Source organism: Enterobacter cloacae complex sp. GYL001 (assembly GCF_049237125.1).
In the GTDB taxonomy this organism is placed as follows: domain Bacteria; phylum Pseudomonadota; class Gammaproteobacteria; order Enterobacterales; family Enterobacteriaceae; genus Enterobacter; species Enterobacter hormaechei_C.
Genome location: NZ_JBMKGW010000003.1, coordinates 292,302 through 313,652 on the forward strand (window position 1 = coordinate 292,302; position 21,351 = coordinate 313,652).

At 53.3% G+C, this 21,351-nt stretch carries 23 protein-coding genes; 12 read left to right on the forward strand and 11 right to left on the reverse strand.

The window, feature by feature from the left end; all coding sequences use genetic code 11:
* Window positions 1-5: 5 nt before the first annotated feature.
* From araG to ACOTWU_RS08825, 3 genes are all read right to left on the reverse strand, one after another.
* A complete protein-coding gene (gene araG, locus ACOTWU_RS08815; protein ID WP_045142349.1) occupies window positions 6-1,520 on the reverse strand; it encodes an L-arabinose ABC transporter ATP-binding protein AraG in 1,515 nt (504 codons plus the stop codon).
* Window positions 1,521-1,591: 71 nt separating this feature from the next.
* Entirely contained in the window at window positions 1,592-2,581 is a 990-nt protein-coding gene (gene araF / locus ACOTWU_RS08820) for an arabinose ABC transporter substrate-binding protein AraF (RefSeq protein ID WP_017384422.1), read from the reverse strand.
* A gap of 316 nt (window positions 2,582-2,897) precedes the next feature.
* Window positions 2,898-3,455 carry a DJ-1/PfpI family protein gene (locus ACOTWU_RS08825; RefSeq protein WP_126498679.1) on the reverse strand — a complete coding sequence of 186 codons (558 nt, stop codon included), beginning with the start codon at window positions 3,453-3,455 and terminating at the stop codon, window positions 2,898-2,900.
* 503 nt (window positions 3,456-3,958) lie between these two features.
* Here ACOTWU_RS08825 and ACOTWU_RS08830 point away from each other — a divergent pair.
* Complete coding sequence (locus ACOTWU_RS08830) at window positions 3,959-4,462, forward strand: non-heme ferritin-like protein (protein WP_126498674.1); 504 nt, start codon at window positions 3,959-3,961, stop codon at window positions 4,460-4,462.
* Window positions 4,463-5,038: 576 nt separating this feature from the next.
* Complete coding sequence (locus ACOTWU_RS08835) at window positions 5,039-6,382, forward strand: anaerobic C4-dicarboxylate transporter (RefSeq protein WP_126499129.1); 1,344 nt, start codon at window positions 5,039-5,041, stop codon at window positions 6,380-6,382.
* 80 nt (window positions 6,383-6,462) lie between these two features.
* Here the strand turns inward: ACOTWU_RS08835 and ACOTWU_RS08840 are convergent, their stop codons facing one another.
* Complete coding sequence (locus ACOTWU_RS08840) at window positions 6,463-6,714, reverse strand: DUF2766 family protein (protein ID WP_003859683.1); 252 nt, start codon at window positions 6,712-6,714, stop codon at window positions 6,463-6,465.
* A 106-nt stretch (window positions 6,715-6,820) separates the two neighbouring features.
* The gene (gene azuC, locus ACOTWU_RS08845) at window positions 6,821-6,904 is read right to left on the reverse strand and encodes a stress response protein AzuC (RefSeq protein WP_003859682.1); all 84 of its coding nucleotides are present in this window, start codon (window positions 6,902-6,904) and stop codon (window positions 6,821-6,823) included.
* 214 nt (window positions 6,905-7,118) lie between these two features.
* Here azuC and ACOTWU_RS08850 point away from each other — a divergent pair, with 214 nt between their 5' ends.
* Window positions 7,119-8,537: an MFS transporter gene (locus tag ACOTWU_RS08850; RefSeq protein WP_047716598.1), complete on the forward strand. Its 1,419-nt coding sequence runs from the start codon at window positions 7,119-7,121 to the stop codon at window positions 8,535-8,537.
* A 42-nt stretch (window positions 8,538-8,579) separates the two neighbouring features.
* Here ACOTWU_RS08850 and ACOTWU_RS08855 read toward each other — a convergent pair whose 3' ends face one another.
* Complete coding sequence (locus ACOTWU_RS08855; RefSeq protein WP_003859680.1) at window positions 8,580-9,218, reverse strand: RpiB/LacA/LacB family sugar-phosphate isomerase; 639 nt, start codon at window positions 9,216-9,218, stop codon at window positions 8,580-8,582.
* A 245-nt stretch (window positions 9,219-9,463) separates the two neighbouring features.
* Between ACOTWU_RS08855 and yecR the strand changes: the two genes are divergently transcribed.
* Window positions 9,464-9,802, forward strand: coding sequence for a YecR family lipoprotein (gene yecR / locus ACOTWU_RS08860; protein WP_015570249.1), 339 nt, complete (start codon window positions 9,464-9,466; stop codon window positions 9,800-9,802).
* 200 nt (window positions 9,803-10,002) lie between these two features.
* The gene (ftnA, locus tag ACOTWU_RS08865; protein ID WP_003859676.1) at window positions 10,003-10,500 is read left to right on the forward strand and encodes a non-heme ferritin; all 498 of its coding nucleotides are present in this window, start codon (window positions 10,003-10,005) and stop codon (window positions 10,498-10,500) included.
* Between the two features lie 36 nt (window positions 10,501-10,536).
* On the opposite strand, the gene ACOTWU_RS08870 is transcribed toward ftnA, so the two are convergent.
* Entirely contained in the window at window positions 10,537-10,773 is a 237-nt protein-coding gene (locus tag ACOTWU_RS08870) for a YecH family metal-binding protein (RefSeq protein ID WP_003859673.1), read from the reverse strand.
* A gap of 191 nt (window positions 10,774-10,964) precedes the next feature.
* Between ACOTWU_RS08870 and tyrP the strand changes: the two genes are divergently transcribed.
* A complete protein-coding gene (gene tyrP / locus ACOTWU_RS08875) occupies window positions 10,965-12,176 on the forward strand; it encodes a tyrosine transporter TyrP (protein WP_126499128.1) in 1,212 nt (403 codons plus the stop codon).
* Between the two features lie 316 nt (window positions 12,177-12,492).
* On the opposite strand, the gene ACOTWU_RS08880 is transcribed toward tyrP, so the two are convergent.
* Window positions 12,493-13,161 carry a YecA family protein gene (locus ACOTWU_RS08880; RefSeq protein WP_003859671.1) on the reverse strand — a complete coding sequence of 223 codons (669 nt, stop codon included), beginning with the start codon at window positions 13,159-13,161 and terminating at the stop codon, window positions 12,493-12,495.
* A 411-nt stretch (window positions 13,162-13,572) separates the two neighbouring features.
* Here ACOTWU_RS08880 and ACOTWU_RS08885 point away from each other — a divergent pair, with 411 nt between their 5' ends.
* From ACOTWU_RS08885 to ACOTWU_RS08910, 6 genes are all read left to right on the forward strand, one after another.
* Window positions 13,573-14,694, forward strand: coding sequence for a branched-chain amino acid ABC transporter substrate-binding protein (locus ACOTWU_RS08885; RefSeq protein ID WP_126499127.1), 1,122 nt, complete (start codon window positions 13,573-13,575; stop codon window positions 14,692-14,694).
* 68 nt (window positions 14,695-14,762) lie between these two features.
* The gene (locus ACOTWU_RS08890) at window positions 14,763-15,677 is read left to right on the forward strand and encodes an ABC transporter permease subunit (RefSeq protein WP_003859667.1); all 915 of its coding nucleotides are present in this window, start codon (window positions 14,763-14,765) and stop codon (window positions 15,675-15,677) included.
* An 11-nt stretch (window positions 15,678-15,688) separates the two neighbouring features.
* Window positions 15,689-16,963 carry a high-affinity branched-chain amino acid ABC transporter permease LivM gene (gene livM / locus ACOTWU_RS08895; RefSeq protein WP_015570245.1) on the forward strand — a complete coding sequence of 425 codons (1,275 nt, stop codon included), beginning with the start codon at window positions 15,689-15,691 and terminating at the stop codon, window positions 16,961-16,963.
* A complete protein-coding gene (locus ACOTWU_RS08900; RefSeq protein ID WP_015570244.1) occupies window positions 16,960-17,835 on the forward strand; it encodes an ABC transporter ATP-binding protein in 876 nt (291 codons plus the stop codon). The genes livM and ACOTWU_RS08900 overlap by 4 nt, the downstream gene beginning before the upstream one ends.
* Entirely contained in the window at window positions 17,832-18,548 is a 717-nt protein-coding gene (locus tag ACOTWU_RS08905; protein WP_126499126.1) for an ABC transporter ATP-binding protein, read from the forward strand. The genes ACOTWU_RS08900 and ACOTWU_RS08905 overlap by 4 nt, the downstream gene beginning before the upstream one ends.
* Before the next feature lie 165 nt (window positions 18,549-18,713).
* Entirely contained in the window at window positions 18,714-19,184 is a 471-nt protein-coding gene (locus ACOTWU_RS08910; protein WP_047747078.1) for a hypothetical protein, read from the forward strand.
* A gap of 5 nt (window positions 19,185-19,189) precedes the next feature.
* Here ACOTWU_RS08910 and ACOTWU_RS08915 read toward each other — a convergent pair whose 3' ends face one another.
* From ACOTWU_RS08915 to ACOTWU_RS08925, 3 genes are read right to left on the reverse strand one after another with little or no spacing between them, the layout of a single operon-like run.
* Window positions 19,190-20,116 carry a LysR substrate-binding domain-containing protein gene (locus tag ACOTWU_RS08915; RefSeq protein WP_126499125.1) on the reverse strand — a complete coding sequence of 309 codons (927 nt, stop codon included), beginning with the start codon at window positions 20,114-20,116 and terminating at the stop codon, window positions 19,190-19,192.
* A gap of 29 nt (window positions 20,117-20,145) precedes the next feature.
* Complete coding sequence (locus tag ACOTWU_RS08920; RefSeq protein WP_017384434.1) at window positions 20,146-20,469, reverse strand: hypothetical protein; 324 nt, start codon at window positions 20,467-20,469, stop codon at window positions 20,146-20,148.
* A gap of 2 nt (window positions 20,470-20,471) precedes the next feature.
* Window positions 20,472-21,227 (reverse strand): DUF4225 domain-containing protein, encoded by a 756-nt coding sequence (locus ACOTWU_RS08925; protein WP_017384435.1) that lies wholly within the window; start codon window positions 21,225-21,227, stop codon window positions 20,472-20,474.
* Window positions 21,228-21,351 lie beyond the last annotated feature (124 nt).

Here is a 21,351-nt window from a genome sequence, read left to right on the forward strand (position 1 = left end):
CTTACTCAGGCGACAGCCTGGCTAACTTTAGGCATGGCGAGACTCAACGCCTGTTGTTCATTCGCCTGTTCATGCAGCAATTCACCGGCAATTTCACCTTCACGCATCACAACAATGCGGTCGGCGACGCCCAGCACCTCAGGCAGATCGCTGGAGGCGAACAGGACCGCCACACCGCGTTTTGCCAGTTCATAGATGACGTTATAGATTTCGTGTTTCGCCCCCACGTCGATACCGCGCGTTGGCTCATCCAGCAAAATGACCTTCATATCTTCCGACAGCCAGCGCCCCAGAATGGCTTTTTGCTGATTGCCGCCGGACAGGTTCATGATCAGCTGTTCAGCGCCGGGGGTTTTGATGTTCAGCGAACGGATATGGTGATCCGCGTTGCTCGCCTCCCAGCCGTCGTTAATCAGACATCCCGCGCGGATGAACTTGCGCCGGGCAGAGATGTTGATGTTGTCGCGCACCGAGTGCACCGGAATGATGCCCTCGGCCTTTCGATCCTCCGGGCAGAGCATAATCCCCGCGTTAATCGCCTGCGCAGGCTTCTGAATATCGACCTTTTTCCCGTCGACGAAAACCTGGCCCTGGGTTATTCGGGTGCCGCCAAACAGCCCTTTCATCAGCTCGCTGCGCCCTGCCCCCACAAGGCCAAACAGCCCGACGATTTCGCCGCTGCGCACCGAGAGTGAAATGGGCGTGCGCACGCCCGGGGCTTTGACGTTATCCAGACGCAGACGCTCAAGGCCATACTCGCGCGGTTTCCAGTGGTAAATATCCCCCAGATCGCGTCCGACCATCGCCTGCACCAGTTGGTCATGGTTGACCTGCTGCATATCGGTGAAGGTGCGCACGTAGCGGCCATCTTTAAACACGGTGATGGCATCGCTTAAGGCAAAAATCTCTTCCATTCGGTGAGAAACGTACAGAATGATGCGGCCCTCTTTGCGCAGCTCGCGGATCACGCGAAAGAGATTTTCTATTTCACGCGCCGAGAGCGAGCTGGTTGGCTCGTCAAAAGCGATAATTTTGGCGTTACGTGCCAGCGCTTTGGCAATTTCCACCATCTGCCACTGGCCGATGGAGAGATACTTAAGGGGCGTTTGCGGATCGACATCCAGCCCAAGGTGCTTGAGCTGCAAGCCCGCTTCGTAGTTGAGCAGCGAGCGGTTGACCACGCCGCTTTTATGCGGAAGCTGGCCCAGATAGATGTTCTCCGCCACGGTCATTTCAGGAATGAGATGCAGCTCCTGATAGATGATAGCGACGCCCGCATTTAACGCTGCCGTGGTGTCGGCAAAGGCCACCTCTTCGCCGCGAATAGCCAGCGTGCCGGTGGTGGGCGTGTAGTTGCCGCTGAGAATTTTTAGCAGCGTGGATTTTCCCGCGCCATTCTCCCCCATCAGGGCGTGAACCTGGCCGGCATAGCAGTCGAAGCTGATATCGGTCAGCGCGTTTACACCGGGGAACGTTTTACCGATGCCGCGGAAAGAGAGATACGGATCAGACTGTTGCATAACGACTCCGTGATTCCTGTAGTGTGTACGTCTGGCCCCTCACGGTGAGTGAGGGGCGCAATCACAGCGTATTACTTACCGCCCAGTCCTTTTTTCGCCAGCTCCTCTTTGAAGTTATCGCGGGTGATCAGCACCACATCGGTCACTTCGGTGAATTTCGGCGGCTCAACCCCTTTGGTCACCCAGTTGTAGAGCATTTCGCTGGATTTATAGCCGTGGACATCCGGACTTGGCAGCAGAGAGCCGTAGAAACCGGTCGCCTGCGCTTTAGACAGTTCGCTCACGGCGTCAACGCCGTTGATGCCGATCCCGATCACGTCCGGTGCTTTAAAGCCCTGGCCTTCCGTTGCACGCACGCCGCCCAGCACGGTGTTGTCGTTCATCCCCACCACCAGCCAGTGCTTCACTTCCGGATGCTGGACGAGCATGGAGTTCGCCGCATCAAAGGCACCCGGAATATCGTTGGATTTGGTCGGAACTTTGTAGATCTGTTTTTCCGGGAAGCCAGCCGCTTTCAGGGCGTCCATGGACCCGGTGGTACGACGACGGGCGGTGTCCAGCTCGTCAGCGGTAATGGCCATCACGGCGGTCTCTTTGACATCCCAGCCGCGTTTTTGCATCTCTTTGTAGAGCTCCTGGCCCTGACGCTCACCGATTTTAGTGGCCGCCATCATTACCAGCGGAACGGTATCCATCGGTTTACCTTTGGCGTTCACGAACTGATCGTCCACCGCAATCACTTTCATGTCGTAACCGCGCGCTTTCGCGGCAATCGCTGACCCCAGTTTTGGATCCGGCGTACAGATAACGAAACCTTTCGCGCCGCTGGCCGCCAGGCTATCAATGGCGTTCAGCGTTTTCTCACCGTCAGGTACAGCGATTTTAATTACCTCAAATCCCAAATCTTTTCCGGCTTTATCAGCAAATTTCCATTCGGTCTGGAACCACGGCTCTTCCGGCTGTTTAACCAGAAAACCGAGCTTTAAATTTTCAGCGATAGCGGATTGTGACATAACGGCAGCCAGGCCGATGGCCGCCAGCGCTTTAGTAAATTTGTGCATGGTAAACTCCAGCTTTAGCATTCTTATCTGTAGGAAATAATGGCGAACAACTTATTTAATCGGACTTAAAACAAGGCATTAGCGCTTACCTCGTCATAAGCGTTATTGCTGGAGATAGTTTTAGCGGGAAATTAATCATCCATAAGAGAGCGACATCACACCGCAGAATTACAGTAATTGCGTACATAAATTCAGCGAAAAATGACATAAAAAAGGACGTAATTGTCCTACAAATGGAAAGGAGTTAAGCAGGATTATCCATAAGGTCAGCTAAGAAATCCCTGTAACCCGGACGCCTTAGCGCCCGGCAGAAAAATTACCAGCGGTAATAGATGTGTTCAGCATGATCGCGCACGGGGGCGTCGTCACCCAACAGACGAGCAGAGAGCGTCAGCGCAAAGTCAAAAGCGTGCCCCAGCCCCTTGCCGCTGATGAGGTTATTATCCACCACGACCGGCGCATCTACATATACTCCATCATCAACGCTCTGCCAGAGATCGCCGGAACAGACGTAGCGACGCCCCTTCAGTAGCCCGTTACCGCCCAGCACCCGCGCGGCCGCAGAGCAGATCGGGCAGATGAGTTTGCCCTGCTCGTCATGCGCGGAAACAAAGCGGAGCACCTGCTTGCTAGCCGCAAGATTGACGCTCCCCTGCGGCCCACCGGGCAACACGACTGCGTCATACAGCGTATTAATGCGCCCCGTTAACGTACTGTCAGCCACCATGGGGATATTGTGGTAACTCACTACCGCACGGGACTCCGCACAGGCCAGCGTCTCCACCTCAATCTGTAAACGCCGCAGAATATCAATCGTGATAATCGCTTCTGCTTCTTCAAAACCGGGTGCCAGCAGCACCGCAACGTTAGCCATCATAAACCTCAACGAATGAAACGATGTAAAACAGTGTTTCATTTTCACTCTTTATCAGATCACAATCTTGCGACGCGATCACAGAACCGTATATTGAGTGAAAATTGATTTAGCTCAAATTTGATACGACAGGATATATTTGCAGATATTATTTCTGATTTAACACTTTTACAGAATTTCCCGCCAAAGAACGTTTCCTGAAACGATAAAAATGAGCAATATTAATTTCACACCCATTAAAATCAACAAGTTATATTAAATCCAATCTCTTACCCCTCTTTCTGTTCTGGGCTATATTTAAATTTGTAATGTATGGTAAACACAGCCCAATTAAGAGTTTTCTTAAGTCAAAGAGAAGCGTATGCTTATTTTAATCGAACACAGGAAGTGAATTTTCGAGTTTTTTACCTTGCAGAAATCTATTTCTGCCATTCAATCGTCAATACCTGCCGGGTCAGGTTAAGTAGCGGACATCGAGTCCCACAGTCAATAAGGATATGAGAATGACTACCCAAACGATGATGCAAAAACTGAATGCCCAGATGAACCTGGAGTTTTATGCTTCAAATCTGCATCTGCATTTGAGCGCGTGGTGTTCCAGAAAAAGCCTCAACGGCACTGCCACCTTCTTTCGTACTCAGGCGCAAAGTAACGTCACGCACATGATGCGCGTCTTTAACTTTTTGAAAGCTGTCGGGGCAAACCCTACCGTCAAAGAGCTTGAAACGATTGAAGATAATTACACTTCTCTGGAAGATCTGTTCCAGAAAACTCTCGAAGAGTATGAGCAACGCTGTGCGAAGCTGAGCAAACTGGCTGATGAAGCCAAGGCGCAACGGGACATCATTACCCTCAAGTTTTTACGTGATATGGACAGAGAGCAGCAGCAGGATGGCATGCTGCTGAAGACGCTCGCAGATGAAATCCGCAACGCGAAACGCGCGGGGATTTGTCTGGAGCAGACGGACCGCCATCTTCTCGACATTGCTACCGTGCAACACCACTAAGTCCTTCACCCGCTCCCGTCAGGGCTGAGAGTTCCCCACAAAATAATGCCTGCACAGACGGCCCCCTCTCCCTTGAGGGAGAGGGCTGGGGTGAGGGGGAACATACGGCTCTGGTGGTCATTCCGTTCACTTTATGTTCCTTGCTACTCTGTCACGGCATAACCGGTGAACGTGCCAGGGTGGCTCAGTCGCCACCACCCTGGCGACCCGGGCTTCCGGCGGAAAATCGCCGCTTCGCGGTACCTTCGGCTTATTCCTTCCGGCTTATCGGGGACGGGCGGAGGTAACATCCCTGTAAAGCCCGCCCTCTCGGCGCATCCCTGCGCCTCGCCCCGGCCTACAGGAAACGCCTCAGCGATTTACAGCCGGACCGAGGCATCGCTGAAAGCCCTCAGTTATTCTGAAGGCAACGTTATCGCTTTTGCTTTCAAATTACTGGGGATCCCTCAGCCCGTCAGGGAGTGGGTACCAACTCCCTGCTTTTGCTGACATTTAACAAATCAGATCTTGCTCCCAATGAATAACCATACATCGTGTAATGATTTGTTTAATTACATTCATTAACGAGGGAGCATCATGATCACCATTGAGTTTATTGTCATTATCCTCTGCCTGCTGATAGGCACCCGCTTCGGCGGGATGGGCCTGGGGCTGATAAGCGGCATCGGCCTGTTTGTTTTGAGTTTTGTCTTTGGTCTGCAACCCGGTAAACCGCCGGTTGACGTGATGCTCACGATCCTCGCCGTCATCGGCTGTGCGGCCACGCTACAGACCGCCGGTGGCCTGAATGTAATGATGCAGTTTGCAGAGCGCCTGCTGCGTAAACATCCCCAGCACATCACCCTTCTCGCACCGTTTACCACCTGGATGTTGACCTTCCTGTGCGGGACCGGGCACGTCGTCTACACCATGTTTCCCATTATCGCGGATATCGCCCTGAAAAAAGGCATACGCCCGGAACGGCCGATGGCGGTGGCCTCGGTGGCATCTCAGATGGCGATCACCGCCTCCCCCGTTTCCGTGGCCGTCGTTTCGCTGGTCTCGATTCTGGGTGCGCAGCACGGTATCGGCCACGCGTGGGGGATCCTTGAAATTCTTGCGGTCTCCGTACCGGCCTCACTGTCTGGCGTCGCCATTGCGGCACTGTGGAGCTTGCGTCGCGGGAAAAACCTCGCAGACGATCCTGAATTTCAGGAAAAGCTGAAAGATCCGAAACAGCGGGAGTTTATCTATGGAGGAACGGAGACGTTGATGGATCAACGTTTCCCGAAACAGGCCTACTGGTCCACGTGGATCTTCTTCGCCGGGATTGCCGTAGTGGTCCTGCTGGGTGCGCTGCCCGAGCTGCGTCCGGCGTTTGAGATCAAAGGCAAAATGACGGCCCTGTCGATGAACCTTGTCATTCAAATGATGATGCTGATCGCCGGGGCCATCATGCTGATGACCTGCAAGGTGAATGCGTCGGCCATTTCAAACGGGGCGGTATTTAAGGCGGGGATGGTCGCGATTTTCTCGGTGTTTGGCGTGGCGTGGATGAGCGATACCTTTTTTCAGGCGCATCTCGACGAGCTGAAAATGGCGCTGGAGGGGGTGGTGAAAAGTCATCCCTGGACGTTTGCCATCGTGCTGTTCCTGGTATCAAAACTGGTCAACAGCCAGGCTGCGGCCTTGACCGCGGTCGCCCCGATGGGGTTGATGCTGGGCATCGATCCGAAAATGCTGGTGGCCTTCTTCCCGGCATCCTACGGCTACTTTGTGCTGCCCACCTATCCGAGCGATCTGGCCTGTATCGGGTTCGATCGCTCCGGCACCACCCGCATCGGTAAATTCATCATCAACCACAGCTTTATTCTGCCGGGGCTGATTGGCGTCAGCTGTGCCTGCGTGGTGAGCTATCTGCTGGTGCAGACGTTCTTCTGATCCTTCTGCGGGCGACAGGCTCTGTCGCCCTTCGACGTAAAAGCAGAAAAGAGTTTCTAATTTTAAAACATCGGTTTATTTTAGTGTGACTCACCCTGCGGTGTGAAGCGGAGTTCAATCAGCGCAATCGCTTTCTGGATCGCGCGGAGCGTAACCGGGTCCGCCGCAGCAGGATGGTTGGTGAAATCGATGTTTTTCAGTTGGGTCGACATCTTTTCGCGTACCTCAACCGGCGCGATAACGTCAATCACATCAAGGATTTGTTTGATAACCAGCTGGCAGGCGACGACGTCAGATACCAGTTCCTGATCGGCGCTCAGGTTTTGTGACATGGGGTTCTCCTTATTCAAAGGCCGCCATAGTAGCAAAACAGACGCCCTTCCATCTCCCTCTCGTCGTCCGCAGACATAAAAAAACCTGCCGAAGCAGGTTTTTTTATCAGAACATCGCACCCGGTGGGACGTCTTTAAACGTTGTGCAGTAGTTTGCCCACATGCTTTTCAGGATTTTGCGCAGTTTCATTATGTTGCTCCAGTAACGTGTTATGCAGGTGTTATTGTCAATACGCTTATAATATGACCACCATCACAAAAATCAACCATTTTGTGACCTGCATCACGGTTATTAAACCCTCAGTGCTGCTGGTTTGTTAAAAAAAGCCATGATAAATCCGCACGTTACAGGCTTATAAATTCCAGTAAATGTTTATAAAATTTTTTGAGCGGGCAGGAAGAGAATGAGTGAAAACGTATCCGGCAAAGAGAGCCGTGGATTATCGCCTGCGGCGCTGCTGGTGGCCGGTGCTTTCTTTATGGAGTTTCTGGACGGGACGGTGATCGCCACCGCGTTGCCGGATATGGCAAAAAGCTTCGGCGACCAGGCGGTGGATCTGAATATCGGCATCAGCGCCTATCTGATCACCCTGGCCGTGCTGATCCCCGCCAGCGGCTGGATCGCCGACCGCTTCGGCGCGCGAAAAGTGTTTGCCCTCGCGCTGGCGATCTTCACGCTGGCCTCGGTATTTTGCGGCCTGTCCACCACGCTCGATCAGTTCGTTGCAATGCGCGTCCTCCAGGGCATGGGTGGCGCGCTGATGGTGCCCGTAGGTCGCCTGGCCGTGCTACGCACCACGCCAAAACATCAGCTCATCACGGCAATCGCCACCCTGACGTGGCCTGCGCTGGTCGCGCCGATCATCGGCCCGCCGCTGGGTGGGTTCATTACCAGCTATGCCGACTGGCGCTGGATCTTCTTTATTAACGTGCCGCTGGGGATAATCGCCATTTTGCTGGCACTGCGCATCATTCCAGACCTGCATGAAGATACGCGCCGACCGTTTGATTTACCGGGTTTTGTTGTCACCACCCTTGCCATGGTGAGCCTGGTTTATGCGATGGAGTTGATGGGCGCAGAGCCTCTGCGAACAGGATTAACCGCCACGCTGTTTATCGTCGGTGTCGTCGCCTTAAGCCTGGCGCTGCGTCACTTTAAGCGGGCAACCTGGCCGATGATCAGGCTCGATGCGATGCAGGTGTCGACGTTTCGCGTCACCCTGTACGGCGGATCGCTGTTTCGCGCCTCCATCAGCGCGGTTCCGTTCCTGTTACCGCTGATGTTCCAGGTCGGCTTTGGCATGGACGCGTTCCATTCTGGCCTGCTGGTGCTGGCGGTTTTCGTTGGCAATCTCACCATTAAGCCGGCGACGACGCCGCTTATCCGCAGCCTGGGGTTTAAGCGGCTGTTGCTGATTAACGGTGCGTTGAATGTCCTGGCGTTGCTGGCCTGCGCGTTTCTTACGCCGCAGACGCCCGCGTGGCTCATCATGCTGATCCTTTATCTGGGCGGCGTTTTCCGTTCGATTCAGTTTACAGCCATCAGTACGCTGGCTTTTGCGGATGTGCCATCGGCGCAGATGAGCTATGCCAATACTCTGTTTTCAACCGCAACGCAGCTTGCCGTGGGGCTTGGGATCACGCTCGGGGCGATTGGTATTCGTATCGGGGAAAAAGTCAGTGAGGCGATGGGGATTGCCGGTATGCCGGGAATGAGCTTCCGGCTGGCATTTGTGGCAATCGCGCTGATCTGCCTGGTGGGAATGGTTGACACGCTGCGGCTGACTAAAGATGCGGGCAGCGCGGTCTCATCGAAAAAGTAACGCTATCTGCCGGGCAGGCAACGCACCGCCCGGCAAAGTAAATCAGCCAACAATACCGCGCACGAAGGCTTCAATCTCTTTGTCCTGGCAGTTCTCGAAGAAGCACTGCTGGAAGCGCTGGCCTGATACGGCGGTTTTAACCAGCTCAGGATCGATTGCTCGCAGGGTATCCAGATAGTTTTCTTTCACCACCGCCGCTTTCACCTGGTTCAGGATCCCGGCGTTACGCACCTGCGGCTCTTTACGCTCTGGTGGATAGCCTTCGCCATTGCGTCCGGTAAACGCTTTCTCAAAGATAAAGCGTACGTTCAGTTCTGCCCCCCAGCCGAAGCCCTTCGCAAACGGCAGAGAAAGCGCGTTACCGTTGTTGATTTGCGCAAACAGGAAAGCATCCGCAGGATCGATGCAGTAACCGCAAATCACACCCGGATGGATGTTCAGGGACATCAGCGCGCCCTGCCCGGTACCGCAGCCGGTAACAACAAAATCAACGGCTTTAGCGTTAAGCAGAATGCTCGCCATGATGCCCAGGTGAATATAGGTGAGATGATGATCGTTCTCATCACTCATACCGACGTTATAGACCGGAAAACCTTTCTCATCAGCAACGGCTTTCAGCTCATTAAGGATGATGGGATTTTTAGCGGCCTGGCTGTTTTCCATCATCAGTGCAATTTTCATCTTGTCTCTCCTGAATGCATGGCGGGCGATCCCGCTGTGGATACCTTTTCAACTTAACCTTACTATCAAACAAACGCACTTTCAAATTAAGTGAAAACTTGTTTTAAAAAATAAAGATGCGCTCACAATTTCGCGCGCTGGCCCGGCTCGTTGCACAGTGAGAGGGCAGATCCTCCGGCTATTCCAGCCATTGCGTACCATCGCGTTGGTTACAATGGCGTATTTCCCGTCACGCAGAGTGAACCATGAAACGTGTAATCATAGCCGGAACGATCCTGTTGCTCGCCGGGTGCAGTATCAACCGTCAGGCAGAAGTCAGCAGTACGGATGCCCCAAACGGAATTGTGCGCCTCGACTATGGCCAGGCCATGCTGCAAAACGCCTGGTCTGATGAGTATGTTAATAACGGTACGGCAACCAAAGCCTGTCAACATATGGGCTACGCCACTGCGTCAGCCTACGGGCAGCCAATTAAAACCTGCACCCTGATCAGCGGTTCACTCTGTCTGAACGAAAGTGTGACCATTCAGTATAAATGTCAGGGATATGCTGTTACCTCTTCCAGCCAGAATCCGTGGTATTAACCGCTACTGCCAGTCACGCTGGCAGTTTATTTAATAAGAACTAAAACAATTCTCATTAATAAATATAAATGGCGGCAATGCGTTTTATTCCCATTCGTATTTTTAATAAAGAAATATTTATTTTACTTTTTGCAAATAATTAAATAACAAATTATAGTGTCGCTCATCGTGAACCAGAATTAATAAACCGGAGCTGCACCATGTTAAAAACTGAAATGATCGACAAGCTCAATGCGCAAATGAATCTTGAGCTTTTTTCTTCCCTGCTTTATCAGCAGATGAGCGCCTGGTGCAGCTATCACAGCTTTGAAGGGGCGGCCGCCTTCCTGCGTCGTCATGCCCAGGAAGAGATGACGCACATGCAGCGTCTGTTTGATTACCTGACGGACACCGGCAGCCTGCCGCGCATTGATAACGTGGCATCACCTTTTGCCGAATACGGCTCTCTTGATGAACTGTTCCGCGCCACCTATGAGCATGAACAGCTGATCACCCAGAAAATTAATGAACTGGCTCATGCCGCCATGACCAGCCAGGATTATCCAACCTTTAATTTCCTTCAGTGGTATGTGGCTGAACAGCACGAAGAAGAGAAGCTGTTTAAATCCGTGCTGGATAAATTATCTCTGGCAGGTAAATCCGGGGAAGGTCTGTACTTCATTGATAAAGAGCTGTCGACGCTCGATACCCAGAATTAACAGAAAAGCGGTGCTGAGTTTTCAGCACCGCATTATTTAATGGCGGCAAATTTTACTTTCGTGAGTGGAAAATCCGTCTGCTGCCGGAATGAATTTTCCGCGCGCCGCCAGAAACGCCACCAGCTCCGCGGCCGTCATCTCCGAAGCTGAACAGGTATGGAAACGCGCCGCTTCGCCAAAGCGGGCATGTATCGCCTCAACCAGACTCTCCTCCGTATAGCGCTCACCTGACTCAATCATCATATTCAGCACGTCGTGTCCGTGAATTGACATGGTTACCTCTCGCAAATAAAAAGCAGACTAAACGTTCCCTCCACGGCACGCTTTGCGCTGGCTCAGGTTACCCTTTTCTTTTTGTAAATTAATTATTACACCCTATGTAACGGTGATTTGACGAGATGGTGCTTTTCCCTTACTCTGCGCCGCAGAATGAGTCGCGGTATGGAAGCGTTGTAGAGGAAAGCGTGAAGAACAGAACTCTGGGAAGTATTTTTATCGTCGCCGGAACGACAATTGGCGCAGGAATGTTGGCCATGCCGTTGGCTGCCGCCGGCGTCGGGTTTGGGGTTACCGTAGTGCTGCTGGGCGGTCTGTGGGCCCTGATGTGTTACACCGCGCTATTATTGCTGGAGGTTTATCAGCATGTCCCTGCCGATACTGGCTTAGGCTCCCTGGCTGCACGCTATCTTGGACGCTACGGGCAGTGGATCACCGGTTTCAGCATGATGTTCCTGATGTACGCCCTGACTGCCGCTTACATCAGCGGCGCCGGGGAGCTGATTGCGTCAAGTATCAATGACGGCTTCGGTGCGTCACTTTCACCGGAAACAGGCGCCATTGTCTTTACGCTGATCGGTGGCGGCGTGGTTTGTGCGGGCACATCGCTGGTCGATCTGTTTAACCGTTTTTTGTTCAGCGCCAAAATTCTCTTCCTGATTGTGATGCTGGTGCTGCTGGCACCGCATGTTCACAAGATTAACCTGCTCTCCCTCCCGCTGGAGAAAAGTCTGGCGCTTTCGGCCATCCCGGTTATTTTCACCTCCTTCGGTTTTCACGGCAGCGTGCCGAGCATCGTGAGCTATATGAACGGTGATATTCGCAAGCTGCGCCGCGTCTTTGTTATCGGCAGCGCCATTCCGTTGATTGCTTACCTGTTCTGGCAGCTGGTGACGCTGGGCAGTATTGATTCCAATACCTTTATCGGCCTGATGGCAGAGCATTCTGGTCTGAATGGATTCCTGGTTGCCCTGCGTAACGTGGTGGCCTCTTCACACGTGGAGCTGGCGGTACATCTGTTTGCAGACCTGGCGCTGGCAACCTCCTTCCTCGGCGTGGCGCTTGGCCTGTTTGACTATATGGCGGATCTGTTCCAGCGTCGCAATACCGTTGCCGGACGCTTACAGACGGGGGCGATGACCTTCCTGCCGCCGCTGGCCTTCGCGCTCTTTTACCCGCGCGGGTTTGTGATGGCGCTGGGGTATGCTGGCGTGGCGTTATCGGTACTGGCCCTGCTGCTGCCTTCCCTGCTGGCGTGGAAGAGCCGCCAGCAACATCCGCAGCAGGGGTATCACGTAGCGGGCGGTACGCCAATGCTGTGCATGGTGTTTGGTTGTGGGGTGGTGATTATTCTGGTGCAGGTGCTGATTGCAGCGGGAATGCTGCCGGAAGTGGGATAACTTATTTATACAGGTCCTGAGGTACTGTTCCGTTCACCTTAAGATCAACAGAATATAATTTTTTCACAGCATGTGAACGGGATAAGGGGGCCGCCGCGGCCCCCTTATCAATCCCCGCGGCCCCGCGGAAAATCGGTGCTTCGCACTGCGCTCACCTCCCGACCATCTGCCTGCGGTCGGCTCAACTCGACATCCTGTCTCGATTCGCCTCTGGCCGCCATCCATGGCGTCCAGCCCTTGTCATCTGGTCTCCGGTTCGCCGATTTTAGCGGGGACTCAACACCCGTGCCCCATTCAGGCCACAGTAATTAATGATTTAATGCAGGCAGCAGCTTTTAAACTTCTTCCCACTCCCGCACGGGCACGGATCGTTACGCCCCACCTTCGACCCGTTCACGATCGGCTTTTTCGCTTCCGGCTGCTGCGGGTTAGCCACCCAGTAGTTATACAAACGCAGCGCCGCAGGCTGAATGCTTTCGATGCTGGCCATGTACTCCTCTTCGGTCAGCGCATCCAGCTTCTCGCTGTTCTCTTCCGTCCCGTGCAGGGCAATCACCGCCAGGTCCGCTTCCAGCGCTTCCGGCAGGGATGACCAGTCCGTCAGCGCCACGCCGCGCATGTAGCCATAGCACCACTCTTCCACCACGGTATAGCTCTGACCGTCAACGTCGTTATAGCCAAACAGCGGTTCAAACTGATCCGGGTATTCGCTCAAACGCTCGGCAATATCGTTCATGTGCTTAAAGCAGAGATCGATAAAACGGTTCATCTCACGATCGTTTTTCCAGCGCGGAATATATTTCTCACCACCCCAGACCGCCACCAGCCAGGTGTCGGGCTCCACCACAACGGGACCGGAAAGTACTGCGGTAAGCATGCCGTCCAGTTCGGACACGTCAATCACGGATGCATCGTCGTGACCGTAAGAGATTAATGTCTCTTCCAGCCACGCCATCTCGCTTTCATTTAATGGGCCTTCAGCCATTGCTGATACTCCTGATAAAAAAAACGATCCTGACATATATCGCCGCGCGTGCCTATCTGAAGTTTAGGTCTTTATTGCTGCAAAAACGTGCAAATCGTGACCGTTGCACAACTTATGGGCTTTGTTGTTAAGGAGATGTGATCTCCGCTGTAAATTCATCTCATCCCGCAAAGGCGCATAAAACGGCGCTCTATACTCAACGTGTTGTGACCCGGTCAAGGGATTAACCATTCTGGCAACCTTTTTGCTTAATGTTCTGCGCGCTTCGCGGTGCGTGGGATCCTCGCCGTATTAAGCATGAGATTGCTTCTAAAGTGCATTTTGTTCTCGCTCTTGTTTTTGGATTTACGATGCCATCAGGCGTTCGGGTTTATACCTGGTGCAAAAACCTCTTTGCTAAGGAACATAATAATGTCGCTGAAATTTACCAAAACTCCCCTCTCCCTGGTGCTGGCCGGTTGTCTGGTGACGGCCTTTTCCGCGCAGGCCGATATCGTCATCGGCGTGGCCGGGCCGTTCACAGGCCCGAACGCAACCTACGGCGATCAATACTGGCATGGCGCTACGCAGGCGGCGGAAGACATTAACGCCGCCGGCGGGATCAACGGTGAGAAAATCAAACTGGTTCAGGGCGACGACGCCTGCGAGCCCAAACAGGCCGTCGCCGTTGCCAACCGCTTAGTTGATCAGGATAAGGTGAAAGCGGTCGTCGGCCACTTCTGCTCCTCGTCGACCATGCCCGCCTCCGAGGTCTACAGCGATGCCGGGATCCTCTCCATCACCCCCGGCTCAACGAACCCGCTTATTACCGAACGTGGCATGAGCGATATATTTCGCATGTGCGGACGTGACGACCAGCAGGGCCAGGTCGCCAGCGATTTCATTCTTGATAAGCTGAAAGCCAAACGGGTGGTCATCATCCACGATAAAGACACCTACGGCCAGGGGCTGGCGGACGCCACTAAGGCGGCGCTGGCGAAACGCGGCGTGAAGGAGGTGATGTACGAAGGGTTATCCCGCGGGGAGAAAGACTTTAACGCGCTGGTGACCAAAATTGGCGCACAAAAACCGGACGTGGTGTTCTTCGGAGGCTGTCACCCGGAAGCGGGCCCGCTGGTTCGCCAGATGCGTGAACAGGGCGTGCAGGCGAAGTTCTTCTCGGGAGACTGTATCGTCAATGAAGAGATGGTCACCGCCGCCGGTGGGGCGCAATACACCAACGGTATTTACATGACCTTCGGTAAAGATCCGCGCCTGATCCCGGACGGAAAAGCCGTCATCGAGAAATTCCGCACCGGTAAATTTGAACCTGAAGGATACACCCTCTACGCCTACGCGTCTGTGCAGGCTATCGCGGCGGCATTCAAGGCCACGAAAGGGACGGATTCCGCAAAAGCCAGCGAGTGGCTGAAGGCCAACCCTGTCGACACGGTGATGGGTAAAAAAGCCTGGGACAGCAAAGGTGACCTCAAAGTCTCTGACTACGTGGTCTATAAGTGGGATGACAAAGGCAAATATAAAGAAGTGCCATAACGGGACGGAATCTGCTCAGCGCCGGCAGGTCTGACTGTCGGCGTAACCCTTTATTCAGGTGCGCGACCATGAGTACATTCTTCCTGCAACAATTAATTAATGGCTTAACGCTGGGTTCGGTCTACGGTCTTATCGCCATCGGCTACACCATGGTGTACGGCATCATCGGTATGATCAATTTCGCCCACGGCGAAGTGTATATGATCTCCGCCTATCTCTCGGCCATTGGCCTGGCCCTGCTGGCGTTTTTTGGACTCCACTCCTTTCCGCTGCTGATCCTGGGGACGCTGGTTTTCACCATCGTGGTCACCGGCGTTTATGGCTGGACGATTGAGCGCATCGCCTATAAGCCGCTACGCAACTCGACGCGTCTGGCACCGCTGATTTCGGCCATCGGGATGTCGTTGATACTGCAAAACTACGTCCAGCTCAGCCAGGGCCCGCGCCAGCAGGGCGTGCCGACCATGCTGGATGGCGTGCTGCGTTTTCACCTCGGCGAAGGGTTTGTCCAGATAACCTATACCAAAGTCTTTATTCTCATCGCCTCGTTCGCGGGCATGCTGGTGCTGACCTGGATTATCAACCGTACCCGCTTAGGACGCATGTGCCGTGCGGTACAGCAGGATCGTAAGATGGCCTCCATCCTGGGTATCAACACCGACAGAATTATTTCGCTGGTGTTTGTTATCGGCGCAGCGATGGCCGGGCTGGCGGGCGTGCTGATCACCATGAATTACGGCACCTTTGATTTTTACGTCGGGTTCGTTATCGGCATTAAGGCCTTTACGGCGGCGGTGCTGGGCGGCATCGGCTCCCTGCCCGGTGCGATGCTTGGCGGGCTGATTCTGGGCGTCGCAGAAGCGCAATTCTCCGGGATGGTGAACTCGGATTATAAAGACGTGTTCTCGTTTGGATTGCTGGTCTTAATTCTGATCTTCCGTCCTCAGGGGCTGCTGGGCCGCCCTGTCGTGGCTAAAGTGTAAGGAACAACGCGATGACCTCTGACGGTTTTTCCCTGAAGCGCTGCATTCTGGACTCGATTTTTTCCGGAATGATCGCCCTGATCATTTTCGGCCCGATTGCGGGCGTGATACTGGATGGTTACAGCTTTACCTTTGACGGCCAGCGGTTGGCGTGGATTGTAGGCACGGTGATGGTGGGACGTTTTTTGCTGAGCGCCTTTTCAGCTACGGCGGCCGGAAGACGTTTACAGGCGCGGTTTGAATCCGACAATGCGGGGGTGTATGTCCGGCCGCCGGCGTATAAAAGCCGCATGCGCTGGATCATTCCGCTGATTGTCACGCTGGCGATCTGCTTCCCGTTTGTGGCCACTAAATACGTTCTGACGGTTGCCATTCTCGGACTGATCTACGTCCTGCTCGGTCTTGGGCTGAACATTGTTGTTGGCCTGGCAGGGCTGCTGGATCTGGGTTATGTCGCCTTCTATGCCATCGGCGCTTACGGGCTGGCGCTCGGGTATCAGTATCTGGGGCTTGGGTTCTGGAGCATGCTGCCGCTGGCGGCGCTAATGGCCGCGGGCGCGGGCGCCCTGCTCGGCTTTCCGGTGCTGCGCATGCACGGGGATTATCTCGCCATCGTCACGCTCGGGTTTGGCGAGATCATCCGCCTGGTGCTGAACAACTGGCTCACCTTCACCGGCGGGCCTAACGGCGTTTCAGCCCCTGCCCCGACCTTTTTTGGCCTGGAGTTTGGCCGACGCGCCAAAGAAGGCGGCGTCCCCTTCCACGAGTTCTTCGGCCTGACCTATAACCCCAACTTGAAGTTTATCTTCATCTATGCGGTGCTGTTCCTGGTAGTCATGCTGGTGCTGTACATTAAACACCGGCTGACCCGAATGCCCATTGGACGGGCGTGGGAAGCGCTCCGTGAGGATGAGATTGCCTGCCGTTCCATGGGGCTGAATCACGTTCTGGTCAAACTCTCGGCCTTCACCCTGGGCGCATCGACGGCAGGTATCGCCGGGGTGTTTTTTGCCACCTACCAGGGGTTTGTTAACCCGACCTCTTTCACCTTTTTTGAATCGGCCCTGATCCTCGCCATTGTGGTCCTGGGCGGGATGGGCTCCACCGTCGGCGTCGTACTGGCCGCCTTTGTGCTGACCGTCACGCCGGAACTGCTGCGCAGCTTTGCGGAATATCGCGTGCTGCTGTTTGGCATGCTGATGGTGGTGATGATGATCTGGCGTCCTCGCGGTCTGATCCGCATCAACCGCAGCGGATTTGCCGTGCGTAAAGGAGTGGCGCCATGAACGCAACGATTTTACGTGTAGAACATCTGATGATGCACTTCGGCGGGATCAAGGCCTTAAACGACGTCAATCTTGAGGTGCAGCGCGGCTCCATTACCGCACTCATTGGGCCTAACGGCGCGGGAAAAACGACCGTCTTTAACTGCCTGACCGGTTTCTACCGGGCCTCCGGCGGCAACATTCTGTTCAATGCACGAAATAAAACCACCAATGTCATTCAGGTGCTCGGCCAGAAATTCCAGCCGGGCGACTGGCTCAACCCGGCGCAACTTGGTCAACGCCTGTTCTATAAGATGTTTGGCGGCACGCATCTGGTGAACCGCGCGGGTCTTGCGCGCACTTTTCAGAACATCCGCCTGTTCCGCGAGATGTCCGTTGTGGAAAACCTGCTGGTGGCACAGCACATGCGCGTCAACCGCAATCTGCTGGCGGGGGTGCTGAACACCCCTGCGTATCGTCGCTCAGAGAACGATGCGCTGGACCGGGCGTTTTACTGGCTGGAGGTGGTGGATCTGGTGGATTGCGCGAACCGTCTGGCCGGGGAAATGTCCTATGGCCAGCAACGACGCCTCGAAATCGCCCGCGCCATGTGTACCGGCCCGGAGATGATTTGTCTCGATGAACCTGCTGCCGGCCTGAACCCGGTGGAAACGCACAAGCTGAGTGAGATCATCCGGTTCCTGCGCGACCACCATGACATTACGGTTTTGCTGATCGAGCATGATATGGGGATGGTGATGGGCATTTCGGATGACATCATTGTGCTCGATCATGGCGATGTGATTGCCAGAGGTAAACCGGCTGAAATCCAGCACAATGAAAAAGTGATTGCCGCGTATCTGGGCACCGACGAAAGCGAGGTAAATCTGTGAGCGAACCGATGCTTCAGTTTCAGGATGTGGATGTTTTCTACGGGGTGATCCAGGCGTTGAAGCAGGTTTCGCTTGAGGTTAACAAAGGGGAAACCGTGGCCCTGATTGGCGCTAACGGCGCGGGGAAGTCAACATTACTGATGTCTGTCTTTGGTCAGCCCCGGATCCGCAACGGGCAGATCCTCTTCTGCGGCGAGGATATCAGCCACAAATCCACCTACTATGTTGCCACCGGTGGCATCGCGCAGGCACCTGAGGGACGACGCATTTTCCCGGATATGTCTGTAGAAGAGAACCTGCTGATGGGGACAATCCCCGTCGGCAATCAGCATGCAGCGGAAGATATGCAAAGCATGTTCGACCTCTTCCCCCGCCTCAAGGAGCGACGTAACCAGCGGGCGATGACGCTCTCCGGCGGTGAACAGCAGATGCTGGCTATCGCCCGCGCGCTGATGAGCCGTCCTAAACTTCTGCTGCTGGATGAACCCAGCCTCGGCCTCGCGCCAATCGTGGTTAAACAGATTTTCCAGACGCTGCGCGAACTGGCCCGTAACGGAATGACGATTTTTCTGGTCGAGCAGAATGCGCACCACGCGCTGAAGTTGTCCGACCGCGGCTATGTGATGGTTAACGGGCAGATTCGGTTAAGCGGCAGCGGCGAGGCGTTGCTGAAGGATCCGGAGGTGAGGAAGGCGTATCTGGGTGGAGTGTGAAATGAAAAGGCTATAGTGAGAAAAACTCACAGTGATTGCCATTATTAATCGTTTTTCAAAAACGCACGCCTTCCAATATTATCCTCTCGACCTACCCTGACGGTGGGCCAATTAAAACATTCAGGCGCAAACTGAATAGTCATAATGAGAGGAACCGGGGCAAACATGACACTTGATGCTTTATTTCAGTTAATGAAAATTATATCGCCATCTGAAACTCCATCAGATGGCGATTTAGCGAATTTTATGACCATGCTTATCTCCACCAAAAATCATTCCGACGCCCTGTTACCGTTTTCGCAGCGCGCGTATATGCTTTCAGTTGCCTATCGCGATCCCCAAAAAGCAGCTGCGTTGCTTTCATCCTGCCAGCCCGAAGCAGGCAACCCTCTCCCGCTGCTCAACTTCTCTGGCTGGCCGGACGTGCGTTACGCCACCTCTGGTGAATTACAGACGCCGGAGTCTGAGGACTATTTTCACAAGATTTCGTCTGCCGCCACGCTATTACGTGCGGCAATCATTGACGCTGAACAGCAGAAAAACACGCCAGCATTTTATATTCTGGATAAGGTGCTCAACCTGAACAGCGCTTTGCCAGAACGTTATAAAAAGATGGCAAACATATCTTATTCATAACGGTATTAATAAACCCGACTGTCATCGTATGCCAGATAATCGATATCCAGCGCCGGAACGACCGGGGTATGGTTTTGCAGCCAGGCCAGAAGATGCTGAATGCTCTCTCTTTTGAGTGAATTTTTTGGCCAGACGAGGTAGTAGCCATCCCCCGTCGCGATAGCTTCCCTGAAAGGCAGGCCCAGCAGGCCACTTTTCAGGGCATCAAGCGTGAGATGCAGGTCGGCGATTGCGATGCCGTGCCCGTTCATCGCGGCAATACTTCCCTGTTCAAGGGTATCGAACACCATACCGCTGCTCATATCGAGCCCCGGGAACAATCCTGTTCTTCGCAGCCAGCGCCGCCAGTCACGTCTGTCCGGTGAAGGATGGATCAGATCGCATTGCGGAAGCCGCTGCCGGGCCGGTTCGATAAGCGATGGAGTACAAACCGGGATAAGCCATTCATGAAATAGCAGTTGGCTTTCCGTTGTGTCACCAAAACGCCCATTGCCGAGAAGAATGGCGCAATCGTAGGGCTCAAGATTGAAATCAACGGTGTCAATGTCCATCCAGACACTGGCAATCTCAACCTGTGGTTTTGCATGGTTGTTGCGAAAAGATCGCAGCACGTCGAGAAGCCATCTCATGGTCAGGGTGCTGGGCGCTTTTAACCGCAGCAGGTGGTTTTCACTGCGAAATACCCGGCAGGCCCATTCAATGCTCGTGAAGCTTTCGTTCAGCTGCCCGGCAAGCACTCGCCCGGCTTCAGTGACCTCCACGCGAGGACCTTGCCTTTTGAAAAGCTCGCAGTCGAACCACAGTTCAAGGGTACGAACATGTCTGCTGACCGCGCCCGGCGTAATATTGAGCGTTTCAGCGGCTTTACTGAAGGAGTTCAACCGCGCAGCAACTTCAAACGCACGCAGTGCATACAATGGCGGTAAAGACATAGCGTCCCTTAAATGAAAATTTCATTATGCTAAAACTTGTTCCGGGGCAACGCCAGCAAGTAAATTATGGAGAAACACAATGATCCCCAATATACCGAGTCATATCGATAGGGGTCAAAATCGATATGCAAAAAGCTGCGGACAAACTCGTAGCCATTAGCAAAGATGTTTATCTGAACGGCTGCAACAGCGATTACAAACACCATATATGCGATAAATAGCGGGTATTTACGCAGCCTGTTAACTTTTAGTTTACCGAGATAAAGCAGGAAAAAAATTGCCACAGATACAACAAAATACACGATAGCAGGCCAAACAGGTGGATGAAGCGAAAATTCTAATTCTTGTGACATAATCAATTCTCTTTAGCTATCTGGTACATCTGCCAACCCGTAATACTTCCACTGGTCAAATCCAGCGCCATTGCGGTTTTAGACGCTTCTTGCCAACCTCTGATATAATCGGATTGGATATTGTGGAATAAACTCCAGGACTTTTCTCTGGGGCCCAAAACTTTTCTGCCCGCACCATATGCTGATAAAGAGAGATCAACGACGCCATAGACTAAGTCTGCCTGGTTATTACCATAACCTAACTTCGTAGCAGCAAATCTATATGCATCTCTCAGGGTTCCTGATTGTTCTTCACGGAAAAGGAGATAATAGCCATTTTCGTACATATTATTTAAACCATGAGCGATCATAGGGGCGCCGTACGCAGCACATGCCAGACCCAGCGAACCAACACATAAACTAGCGCCCCCATAAACTTGTGCGCCACCGGCGACGAAGCCAATCTGTTTGAGCGCGATGGTTGTCGTTGTCGTCCGATTTTTTTCGACAACTATGTATATCTTCGCTCGGTTAAAAGTAAGCAGCTCATCCTGTTCATGGAGGTGCCGTATCTGTTCATCAAGGATATGTGTCCCCCCAGAATAGGTAAGACAATGGGATTCAATCTCTCTTTTCAAATTCCCCACAAGCTGTTGGATTTCAAAAAACAGATTTGAAGTGCCATAAAGTATATGCTTTGCGGCGATTTGCTCTGTGAGCAGCTCAATTTCACGGATTTTATGCTCAAAATGACTTTTATCACGATTATGATTATACATTCCACCTCCATGTTACAAATGATGATCATCAATACTACATGCGTTTAGACGACATTCAATAGTCGTTTACATATATGCGTTTGCAGCAGCTAAGAGGTGAAATTTCTTATACAAAGTGCACACG